The 12,413-nt window shown below is 43.2% G+C and carries 6 protein-coding genes and 1 riboswitch; of the genes, 1 reads left to right on the forward strand and 5 read right to left on the reverse strand.

Annotated features, from left to right (window positions below; translation table 11 throughout):
* Positions 1 to 45: 45 nt before the first annotated feature.
* The 5 genes from MHH60_RS16720 to MHH60_RS16740 form a co-directional block, all read right to left on the reverse strand.
* Positions 46 to 774, reverse strand: coding sequence for an ECF transporter S component (locus MHH60_RS16720; RefSeq protein WP_036684891.1), 729 nt, complete (start codon positions 772 to 774; stop codon positions 46 to 48).
* Positions 756 to 2,426: an ABC transporter ATP-binding protein gene (locus tag MHH60_RS16725; RefSeq protein ID WP_076138473.1), complete on the reverse strand. Its 1,671-nt coding sequence runs from the start codon at positions 2,424 to 2,426 to the stop codon at positions 756 to 758. Before MHH60_RS16725 ends, MHH60_RS16720 begins: the two co-directional genes overlap by 19 nt.
* Positions 2,399 to 3,289: an energy-coupling factor transporter transmembrane component T gene (locus MHH60_RS16730; RefSeq protein WP_081389176.1), complete on the reverse strand. Its 891-nt coding sequence runs from the start codon at positions 3,287 to 3,289 to the stop codon at positions 2,399 to 2,401. The genes MHH60_RS16725 and MHH60_RS16730 overlap by 28 nt, the downstream gene beginning before the upstream one ends.
* The gene (locus MHH60_RS16735) at positions 3,289 to 4,278 is read right to left on the reverse strand and encodes a DUF4430 domain-containing protein (protein ID WP_076138475.1); all 990 of its coding nucleotides are present in this window, start codon (positions 4,276 to 4,278) and stop codon (positions 3,289 to 3,291) included. Before MHH60_RS16735 ends, MHH60_RS16730 begins: the two co-directional genes overlap by 1 nt.
* Before the next feature lie 71 nt (positions 4,279 to 4,349).
* Positions 4,350 to 9,941: an S-layer homology domain-containing protein gene (locus tag MHH60_RS16740; RefSeq protein ID WP_341161148.1), complete on the reverse strand. Its 5,592-nt coding sequence runs from the start codon at positions 9,939 to 9,941 to the stop codon at positions 4,350 to 4,352.
* Positions 9,942 to 10,105: 164 nt separating this feature from the next.
* A riboswitch (cobalamin riboswitch) is annotated at positions 10,106 to 10,306 on the reverse strand.
* Between the two features lie 341 nt (positions 10,307 to 10,647).
* Between MHH60_RS16740 and MHH60_RS16745 the strand changes: the two genes are divergently transcribed.
* Entirely contained in the window at positions 10,648 to 12,369 is a 1,722-nt protein-coding gene (locus tag MHH60_RS16745) for a cellulase family glycosylhydrolase (protein WP_076136791.1), read from the forward strand.
* Positions 12,370 to 12,413: the final 44 nt, after the last annotated feature.

Raw genomic sequence — 12,413 nt, forward strand, 5'->3', positions numbered from 1 at the left:
GCCAGCGCAAAGCATAGGGCATCCAACACCCAACACCAGCAAACCCTAAGGCTCAATCAACCCATATTTCGTTTTTATCCGATCCAACTTCTCAATCATAGGATTAGCAATAAAAAACAAAAACACCACCGTCGAGATCGCATGCACCATATCAAACCAAAAACCTGAAATATAAGTGGTCATTAAAGCCGGCCATGAGAACTCTGAAGTGAACATCATCAACGAGCCTATATTGATAATGCCTCCGTATACGAAAAACGTCGCTAGCCCTCCGAATATACACAGCGACAGCTTATTCTTTTTAAGCAGACCCTTCTTGAAGAAAATGCCCGCCAGGAAGCCAATGATGCCAAAACAAAACATTTGCCAAGGCGTCCAAGGTCCCTGCCCAAAGAAGAAATTCGAGACAAAACCTGCAACAGCGCCAACCAGAAAACCTGCCTCCGCACCCAAGCTTACCCCTGCGATGATGACAATAGCAACCACTGGCTTAAACTGCGGCAACATAAAAAAGGCTGCGCGTCCCGCCACGGCAATGGCTGCTAACACCGCTATAACGATCAGCTCCCTCGCCTGCGGCTTCCGGTTCTCGAACACCATCGCAAAAGGAATCATCGTATAGATAACAATTAATAGACTGATAAAATAATACTTCCGATCATTTAGCACAAAGATCCCTAATAAAATCGTAGCTGGAATGACAATGAGGATTAGTAGTGCCGCTAATAAAGTTCGACGACTCAAACGACGATCCGTTATCTGCTTCTTTGACATAAATCAATCACACCCTCTATCGTTACTCCCTCATTCCATACATGACGCGCCATACGGTTGGCAGCAGTTGTATAGAAGCTGTTTCCCGCAAAAAACTTCTGCGCTTCATTCGTAGTGATGATACTTCCATCAAAAAACATGGCGCAGACCTCAGCATACTTAGCACAAAATTCAACGTCATGCGAGACCATTACAATAGTTACTCCTTCGGCATTGAGCTTTTGCAGGAATACGGCTAGCTTCTCTTTGAAGGGCCCATCCAGTCCTTTGGTCGGTTCATCCAACAGCAGAATCTTTGGTTCTAACAAAAGCAGCTTTGCCAACGCTGCACGCTGTTGTTCTCCCCCGCTGAGATCATACGGATGCATGGAGAGGAGATGTTCCAGTTCTGCAAACTTAACCACAGCCTCAACTCTGGCGGTTTTTTCTTCCTTCGTCAAAGAGAGCTGGGATAACATCTCATATAAATCTAGCTCGACTGTTTTTTTCACAAATAAGGTTTGCGGATTTTGCGGGAGGATGCCCAGATTGTTAGTAAACAACGCTTTGGCATTCATCTTCGCAGGGTTGTTCCCGCCGATTAGAACTTTCCCTCTGTAAGGCTGAAGGATCCCGCTCATCAGCGACAGCGTTGATGTCTTACCCGTCCCATTCCCACCAACAATACAATAAAATTGCCCTTGCTTCACTTCAAACGACAAATCTTTAATGATATCCGATCCATTTTTATCATATTTAAACCATACGTCCTTAAACTTTATGACTACAGGGCCGGCCTCTTTCGTGCTAGGCTGAGTTTCTGCCATCGTTGCAGGAGTCTTACCCTTTAGAAAAGCATCCAACCATTGGCGCCCTTCCTTCACAGTAACAGGCCACGCTAAGTCATGATCTACTCCTGCAACAATCTGCATCGGCGAGGGCATGGACAGAAACATCGGATGGTTCAGCTTACTTAAAGCCTCGCCCACCTTTTGCGGGGGATCATTGGCAATCACTACTCCCTCATTCAGCACAATCAACCGATCTGTAAGCGGAAGAACATCCTCTAGACGATGCTCGGTCATGATCACGGTTGTTCCCAGCTCACGATTTATTTTTTTGACCGTCTCCAGAAAATCGGAAGCCGCAATAGGATCTAGCTGGGAGGTAGGCTCATCGAGGATTAGAACCGAGGGATGCATAGCCATTATGGAGGCTAAGTTAAGCAGCTGCTTCTGGCCGCCTGATAACTCGGTCACACTGTTATGAAACCAGGTCTGGATCCCAAAAAAACTAGCCATTTCCGCCACACGCAGACGAATCGTAGAATTATCATACCCCAAGCTCTCCAGCCCAAAGGCAAGCTCATGCCATACTTTATCTGTCACAATTTGATTGTCCGGACTTTGGAGTACATAACCAATTTCCGCGGCCTGCGTTCTTTGATCGATCTCCTCAACAAGTTGACCCTTATAATAAATTGCCCCTTGGCGATTGCCATGTGGGGTTAGAATTGTTTTCAGTTGTCTAAGCAGAGTGCTTTTGCCACAGCCTGACTTACCACAAATAGTAATGAAGTCTCCACTTTCAATCGTTAGATTAATATTCGAAAGAGCCGCTTGCTCTTGTTCAGGAAAAGTAAAGCTTAGTTCTTCGATTCGATAGATTTCCATTTCATTGCCTCCACCATATTGATGAGCACTGGGATCATACATAACGCAAAATAAGCGATATATATAAGAATACTAAAAGGCGTAATTGCGCTCGCTTTAATCGACGGATAGAATCTCATGGTGTTCTCACCCATCACTGCCCCTACGGCTACCAGCGCAATTAAGCCTGTCATGATCAAGAGGACTACTTTGTCTCGGGCATCTAACCGAAAGATAGAAAAGCTTGTACGGCCCGGCAATCCATACCCTCTCGATCTCATGGAATCCGCTGTCTCAATCGCATTTTCCAAAGCCCAGGTGGTCATAATGGAAAGGATCGTAATCCCATTCCGCGCACGCGCGAGGAGATTCCCCTGTGAGACATCCCGGCCTATACATTTTTGAGCATTCGAAATCACCTTGATTTGCGCTAAATATCTAGGAACAAAACGAAGCACCATCGAAAAAATCAACGACAGTGCCGGCAGTATTTTTCCGAATATATAAATAAACTTATCCGAGGTCATCACGACGTTATAACAGGAGAACCAAATAATTACCGTCACAAACATACACGCCGCTGCCACGCCATAAAGAATCGATTCCTTCGTAATAGGGTTCCCGTTGTTTAAGTAGAACAAGATCGTTACCCCTTGATGATTAAAAACAGGATTCATCACTGCCATAAACAGCAGAAAAGGAATCATGTAAAGCAGATTAAATCGGATGCCCTTTTTTCCTTTTAACATAATTGAGTAGGCTACAGCACTAATAAGGGCAATCACTTGAAATATAGGATGCATGAACACCATGCTAAACAGCAATACAACAACAAAATATAGAAAATTCACAAACGGATGAAAGGTAGAAAAGCTATCCTTCATTATTTCTGAGCTCCTCCTGTGGCAACATAACCACCCACATCTCGACCTAGATCACAAGTGTATACCCAATCAATGACATCGCCATCTTTGAGAACATAACGGCTACTGCCGTAGTTAGGGAACCAGCCATTTACTTTGTACATCCATCCACTGAGCTCTCCAGCATCGAATTCATACAGATTATTTATGCCTTCAATATAATTACTGTTATAGATCGGCGTCATGCTAAATTCCATATGGATTTTATTCTTTTTCATTTCTCTTAGTAAAACATCAAACACAGACTCACCTTCATAAAAGGTTACCTTCTGCGCTTTATAAATGATACCATCTGCCGGCAATACTTCAAGCTTATCCTTATTAAAAATATCCATGTTATCTAAAATTGTTGCCGCTGAGACGGACAAGGTAGCCGTTAATTGCTTCTTCTTATCTACCGTTGCATCTTGCCATTCCACTGGTTTAGGTTTCCCGCTTGGCACTGGATCGGTAAGAAATTTATCCTTTTTCGGTCCCTGCTTGGTTTCTGTTGTCGCTACTTTTGAATCAGGTTTTGTTACGGGTTTTGCCGTCGCTTTCGTTTCCGGCACGGACGGTTTAGCCGCTTTCGGCGTTGCGGTCGGTTGCTTCGTTGCAGCAGGTTTTGTTGTTGCGGCCGGCGTTACAACTTCTGTTGGTGCTGCAGTTCCTGTTGGTGTTACAGCTTCCGTTGGTGTTGCCGATTCATTTGGTTTTAGGGTTTCAATGGGCTTAGCTGTTTCACTTGGCGTAGCTGAAGGTGTTATCTCCGTTGTCTCGGTAGCGATTGCCTCAGTGGGTTCAACATCAACATTTGTTGCGGAAGCAGTGTTTTCTGGCTCTATAACCTGTGTCTCAACGCTACTATTAGCGACCTTGTTTGGGCTCTTCTGGTAATCCCCGCCCCAAAAGAAGGCGATAGCCAATACACCTATGATTAGTATCGCTGTTAACCATTTCTTCTTGTTCATTTCTCTAGTCCCACCTTAAATAATAAGCAAGGGTATACACGCTACCCTTGCTTATCTCTCTAAATATAATTCTATTTGACGTCTGTCATATCATAAAGACGTGTCTGGCCATTAACGAGCCGATCATAGGAAACCAGTGCATACATCGCCTGATCCGTAGCCATAAGATCTACTTCTCCTGGTTGCGCGCCTCCATTGCCTACTCCACCCTGCTTCACGTGATAAAAACCACCTTCAGGTGCAGCAAAACTAAGCAATGCGTCTACTGCGGAATGTCCATTTTTAATAAATCTGGAATCCTTATGCGGGTCAATACCAAGGCCAGTTAAAGCTACAATCACCTGAGCGATGCTTTCGGAATTTGTAGATTCCCAGCTTGCAAAACCACCGTCTGCTGTCTGTGTTTTGGATAACCAAGCAATCCCCCGGTCCACAGCAGCTGTTACTTTGGCGTTGGTTTTGTAATACGGCGTTAAGCCTTGAATGACCATCCCCGTGATATCTGGATCAGCCGCTGTAGCATTACTGCCTAGTGCCCATCCACCGCCGCTGATCTCTCTGCCCAAAATATAATTAATGAGCATCTCTCTAGTCGTCTGCGTCTTTACATCCTTAACCACAGGAATGTCGTAATGATTACTGTCCAGTGCAATGAGAGCAAACACAGGACCATTAATACCTTGCTTAATTACAGTATCAAAATCCGCGAGAGGTACAAGTAGGTTATAACCCGCCACTTTATCAATATTTTTGTTGATTGAAGTTAATGCCAAAATAACTCTATCATATTCCGTATATTTTACGCTATGCAGCTTCCCAGCTTTTTCTTTAAGAGTTGCTTCTACATTCGCATAGTACTTAGCGTAATAACTATCTGGAACCTTCACACCAGAACGTGCCAGCCCAAATACTGTCCAATCCCCGCCAACCGAGGAGATGACCGGGTTTGTTACTGTTTTTTGCAAAAAGGCAGCTGTGTTCTGAATGTAAGAACTAACTGCTGTATTCTGAATAGTTGGACTAACCACTTTGTTCCCACTCTTATAATCATGGGTTCTAGTAGCTACAACAGCCGCCATTTCTCTAGTTACAAGCTCTTTAGGCTTAAATTGATTATCATCGCCTAACATCAAACCAGTCGCAACAACGGTCTCTACATCTGCTTTGGCCCATGCCGATACTGTGTTGATATCTTTAATCGCTGTTCCTGGCTTCGTCGCCGGGATAGCCAATGCTCTGACGATAATTGCGGCCATTTGCTCCCGAGTAATTTTGTCATTTGGCTTAAACTCATTATTAAAGCCTGTGATTAGACCTGCCTTATGCGCAGCATTCACATATGGATAGAACCAATCGCCTAGAGCGACATCCTTATAGGTAATGCCTTTATCACTCTTAATATCAAGTTCTAATGCAGAAACGAGAATCTTAGTGAACTCCGCTCTTGTGATATAAGCTTTCGGATTCACCTGACCATTGTTACCTTGGATATATCCTTTTACCGTAGCTGTTTCAATCGCTGAATAAGCCCAGGAAGAGATCTTATCAGCATCTGTATACAGTTGTTTAATATCATTCGTGTTCTGGTTAGGATCCTTAGGAGTCACTGTTGGAGATGGACTCACATTTGGATCAACGCCGGCTTCCGGATTAGCTCCCCCACCAGGAGCAGGAGTAGCACCAGGCTTAGGCGTTGGGGTTGGAGTAGGGCTTGTAGTTGGTATCGGTGCATTTAGATCTACACCCAAATTCGTAGTATAACGCCACTGAATTCTTTCCCCGGCACTTAGTTTATATGAAGATGCACCATAATCAGGATAGACTCCATTCACATTATACATCCATCCACTGCCGCTGCCATGGTCAAATTCTCCATCGCCTGCGATCGATTCTACATACACACTTCCATATTTACCGCTCCAAGAATCTCGATATTCGATACCGCGGCTATCTAATGTTCTTTTTAATACAGACCACACCGTGTCACCAGATTGTAGCTCTACCTGTACAGATGGAACAACATATCCCTTATTAATTGTAAGCTTATCCACGGACAGGGTTACATATGGTTTCGATGGAGTGGTTCCGCCACCATTGTTGCCGCCATTTCCTTCACCATTTCCGCTACCACCGTCGCCGCCAGGTGTTTGTACTGCACTGGAAGCATACGCAATGTAGTCAGTGAAGTGATTGGTTTTTACAATTAAGTCATTTCCACTATCATAGGCATACTCAGACTTACCGCTTGCAAAACCTAAGTCATCACTTGCATATTTTTGAATGGCATGAGGGGTGCCATTTTGAATATAAGCAGCTTCTTTTCCTTTAAGGTCCTTAAAGGTTAACGTAATAAATTGACTGAATTCTACTCTTGCACTACCACCCATGGAAAATGCTTGAAGAATGTTATCAAGCTTCTTGTCCCCGGGAATAATCTGATTCACACTATCTTTTAGTGCAGATTCTGCACCGGTTAAAGCTGAAATCAGTTCAATCGCAGAGGCATCCCCACTTGTAACTTTTGCACCCTTAGGAATGACTACAGATACGTTACCTTTTATGGCCTCTATCTGAGGAAGGTCGCTGTTACTTGGTAAATTGACACTAACCTTCGATTGATTTTCTTCCGAAATAGCTACTGTGATTTCTTTGTTGCTATCTCCAGTGCTGATCGGAACGATATAATCATTAGCGTCATTTGGGATTTCTACTTTCGGGTTCTCCCCAGAAGGTAACGGAAGTTCTTTCGGACCCTCTGGTTGCCCAGGCCCCGGTTCTTCTGGTTGTTCCAGTTTCACATCATTCATATCAAAGAGACGGTTGCTATGATTGATCAGACGATCATAGGACACAAGAGCATACGTTCCTTGGTCCGTTGCCATATTGTCTACTTTGCCTGTGAGGATATGCTTAAATCCACCCTCAGGTGCAGCAAAGCTAAGCAGTGCATCAATAAGCGAATTTCCACTTTTAACAAATCTAGTGTCCGTGTGCGCATCTATGCCTACACCAGTTAAGGCTACAATTACCTGTGAGATACTTTCGCTGCTAGTGCTTCCCCAGCTTGTAAATCCGCCTTGATTGTTTTGGTTATCGGACAGCCATTGGATGGCCCGATCCACGGCAGCTTTTACATCATCACGGGTTGCATAATAAGGTGCAAGAGCTTGCATCGCCATCGCAGTCATATCGACATCGGCTTTGGTTACGCCTAATGCCCAGCCACCAGCTTCTGCTGTACCTTTTTTAACCTCTTTATCTAAAATGTACTGAACCAGTTTTTCTCTTGTGGTCTGTTCTGTAACTCCATCAACTACAGGGATCTCATAGTTGTGGCTATCTAGCGCGATTAGAGCAAAAATTGGACCATTATTGCCTTGCTTTTGGATATATTGATAATCAGCCAGTGCTTTTCTCAGATCATATCCCGCAACATTTGTGATATCTTTTCCGATAGAGGTAAGCCCTAGAATCGCTCTGGAATTCTCTGTGCTTTTATTGGCGTCGAGTTTTCCATCCTCTTTAATGATCGATGCTATTTTCGTTGCTACATTGTTGTAATAAAGATCGTAATAACCGTTAGGCACTGTATAGTTCGCCCGTGCTAAAGATAGAATCGACCATTCTCCACTACCTGTACCAAACGACGGATTCTTTACAGTGTTTAGAATATAGGCAAGGCTTTTATTTAATTGTTGTTTGGCTACAACAGTAGTAGGTTGTTCTAATTGCACATCATTCATATCAAAGAGACGGCTGCTATGATTGATTAGACGATCATAAGACACAAGTGCATACGTACCTTGGTCCGTTGCCATATTGTCCACTTTGCCTGTGAGGATATGTTTAAATCCACCCTCAGGTGCAGCAAAGCTAAGTAATGCATCAATAAGCGAATTTCCACTTTTAACAAATCTAGCGTCCGTGTGCGGATCTACGCCTACACCAGTTAAGGCTACAATTACCTGCGAGATACTCTCGCTGCTAGTGCTTCCCCAGCTTGTAAATCCGCCTTGATTGTTTTGGTTATCGGACAGCCATTGGATGGCCCGATCCACGGCAGCTTTTACATCATCACGGGTTGCATAATAAGGTGCAAGAGCTTGCATTGCCATCGCAGTCATATCGACATCGGCTTTGGTTACGCCTAATGCCCAGCCACCGGCCTCTGCTGTACCTTTTTTAACCTCTTTATCTAAAATGTACTGAACCAGTTTTTCTCTTGTGGTCTGTTCTGTAACTCCATCAACTACAGGAATCTCATAGTTATGGCTATCTAACGCGATCAGAGCAAAAATCGGACCATTATTGCCTTGCTTCTGGATATATTGATAATCAGCCAGTGCTTTTCTCAGATCATATCCCGCAACATTTGTGATATCTTTTCCGATAGAGGTAAGTCCTAATATTGCTCTGGAATTCTCTGTGCTTTTATTGGCGTCGAGTTTTCCATCCGTTTTAATGGTTGATGCTATTTTCGTTGCTACATTGTTGTAATAAAGATCGTAATAACCGTTAGGTACTGTATAGTTCGCCCGAGCCAAAGAAAGGATTGACCATTCTCCGCTACCTGTTCCGAACGTTGGATTCTTTACAGTATTTAAAATATAAGCAAGGTTTTTATCTAACTGTTGTTTGACGGCAACTGTAGTTTCCAGTTTGTAAGTAACCTGATAAGTTACATTTGTTTTGTTTCCAGCTCCGTCAAGAGCCGTTACAGTAATTGCATTACTGCCTGAATTCAGAGTAGCTTTGTACTCCCCAGTTGCAGGTGATAAAGTAACTCCATTCAGCTTCACTTCTGGAGTAATGTCACTATATACATTGTCGGTGACAGCTACTTTGAAGCTTATTTCTTTATTGGATACTTCCTGTTTATCTTGTATGCCACTTACTGTAATAACAGGGGGTTCTATGTCTAATGCATTGTTAAGACCGACAAGCGCATGATCTACACTTATTTGAGAGCTTGCCATGTTTTCGAGCACGGAATAGGCTTGATAAACTGCCGATTGCACTACTGGTCTGTCCAAAATAGTTTCTTTATTAGGGGCACTGTTAATCTCGGCGATTTCTGCAGTTAAAGCATCCTTATTGGCAAGTTGAACTGGGATTTCCCCCCAGCCGCCAAGATCAGAACCATAACCATAAGTGGTGAACTGAGTTCGAATGATGTCACCGTCTTGAGGCTTATAATCGGTCATCCCAAACGGAGGAAACACATTATTTACTGCATACATCCAACCCGACATGGAGGTATAGTCAAACTGACTTAACCACTCTGGGTCTGCTTTAGTGCCGACTGTTTTCCCATCGGCTGAAATCATATCTAAAATATATTGTGGAATATTGACTTCACTTCTGCCACTATCTTTAACTTCTGATAAATAAAAACCACTATCTATATTTCCTAAATATCTATAATTCCCATCACCTAGCGCACGTGTTATTAAAGATGCGCCATTATCGCCTTCATAAATCGGAACTTTAATAGGTTCCTTAATATACCCTTGGCCTAAGGAGAATTTCTCTACGGATACAGATACATACCCTTTAAGGGTAGAGCTTGCTCCATCTGCTTGAGCCGGGATTACACTTGTAGAGAATGTCGTAATAAATACAGCTACAATTAGTAACCACGCTAAAAACTTATTTTTCTTCATTTTTCCATAACCCTTCCCTTCATACCTATGATAAAAAACAGAATAAACTTTTCTTATAACCACAAAAAAACCACTCAACATAAACGTCAAGAGGTTAAGATAGTGAACCACAATAATCGCTGGCCAACACTATTCAAGCACCTCTCTATCGATCGTAGAGTTTGATGGTGTAACAGAAAAAGGCAGATATTCTGGCTCAAGTATCATCACCCTTGCTGCCTTCCCAGTTTCCCAGTGGCATTTTGCAAGGACTCCTCTTTCACAGCGGCGGGACCGCGCGGGATTCACACCCGCTTTCCATTTAACCAATCTATGATTGTACTTCCGCAACTATCATAGTTGGCACCTATTTCTAATTTTAAATTTTCATGCTTCATCATAACTAATATATATGCTTTTGTCATGTTATATTTCTTTTTTGTATAACGGGCAGCTAGAGATAATCCTATTGAATAACCAATTTCTACGACTAGGGGTTATTTAAATAATTTCTTTATCCAACTGTGGGGGAAATCAGTTTAAATCACTAATTCTTATATGAATTTACCACAAATTAGTAAGGTACTCGCTAAGTGTATTCTATGTTAGGGTATATTAAGAAAGCGTTTACAAAATAAAAATGGAGGTGTTTGTGTTCATCTAACCACCAAGTACAGCGTCAAAGCCAGGTCCAAGCATCCTAAATTATCTCACAAAGGAGAATTCAATGACTACGCGAATCCAGAAATCCTTCTTATCATTGACACTTGTCACCGCTCTTCTGCTCTCTCTGTTCTCATCCATGGCCGCAGCTGCAACTAAGGACGAGCAACAAGCTAAGGCAGCGCCAAAGAGTAAGATCCAATCCTATGTAGACGAAATGCAGCCCGGATGGAACCTTGGCAATACTTTAGATGCTACAGGTGAGGATGAAACCTCCTGGGGCAATCCACGTGTGACCCAAGATCTTATTAAAAAGATCGCCGCTCAAGGCTATAAAAGCATTCGGATTCCTGTGACCTGGGATACTCACATGGGTGCGGCACCAGACTATACCCTAGAAAAGGCCTACCTCGACCGTGTGGAAGAAGTTGTCGGCTGGGCACTGGACGCCAAGCTTTATGTCATGATTAATGTCCATCACGATTCCTGGCTATGGGTAAGCCATATGGAAGAAAAACACGATGAAACGCTGGCACGTTATAATGCAGCTTGGACTCAAATTGCCGATCGCTTCAAGGACAAATCCGATAAGCTGATGTTCGAGAGCATAAATGAACCTCGGTTCACCGATGGTGGAAGCACAGACGAAGCAAAAATGGAGCAAATGCTTACTGAACTTAATAACTCCTTCTATCAAATCGTGCGGAAATCCGGTGGGAAAAACGACCTCCGCCCACTTGTATTACCTTCATTAGAGTCTTCACCTACGCAAACAAGAATGGATCATCTCTATAAGACGATTACGGCTCTGAACGATCCAAATATTATTGCGACCGTTCACTTCTATGGCTTCTGGCCTTTTAGTGTGAACATTGCCGGCTACACCACGTTTGAAAAAGATACAAAAAACGATATCACTCAAACTTTTGATAACGTTTACAATACATTTGTAGCTAAAGGCATCCCTGTCATCGTCGGCGAATTTGGTTTATTAGGTTTCGATAAAGACACGGGTGTGATTGAACAGGGCGAGAAGCTTAAATTCTTCGAGTATCTGACTTATTATTTGAAAGAAAAGAAAATGACTTCCATGCTCTGGGATAACGGGCAGCATTTCAACCGTAAAACTTATAAGTGGTCTGACCCTGAACTCCACAATGTATTAATGTCTGGTCTGAAGGAGCGTTCCTCCAGCACCGAAAGCGATTTGGTCTACCTAAAAAAAGGGGCACAAATCAAAGATACCAAGGTTAAGCTAAACCTGAACGGCAATAAGCTAACCACCATTAGTGCCAACGGAAAATATCTGACCAAAGGTAAAGATTACACCTTAAATGGTGAGGAGCTCATCCTCAAAGCCAGTCAACTCAAAAAGCTCACAGCTTCCCAAAAATACGGTGAAAATGCCGTGCTGACTCTGAAATTCAACAAGGGTGTTGCGTGGAGACTTAAGGTCATTGTGTATGACACAGCTAAATTAAGCGATGCAAAAGGCACGACTGAATCCTTTGCCATTCCGACCACCTTTAATGGTAACCAGCTTGCCACAATGGAAGCTGTATATACCGCTGGTGGCAATGCAGGTCCGCAGGACTGGACTCCATTTAAGGAATTCGGCAATACCTTCTCACCTTCTTATAACACTAAAGAAATCAAGCTGCTTCCCGCGTTCTTTAAAGATGTTAAAGACGGCGAGGTTATTCTGAAGTTCCACTTCTGGAATGGGGATATTATCACCTACAAGATCACGAAGAGCGGAACAACCGTTGTAGGAAAGTCCTCTTAAGCATCGGTCCTGTCAACAACACAAATAGGGGTGTCCCTTCAGGG

Origin of the sequence: Paenibacillus sp. FSL H7-0716 (assembly GCF_038002705.1) — a bacterium.
Classification (GTDB): domain Bacteria; phylum Bacillota; class Bacilli; order Paenibacillales; family Paenibacillaceae; genus Paenibacillus_AQ; species Paenibacillus_AQ odorifer.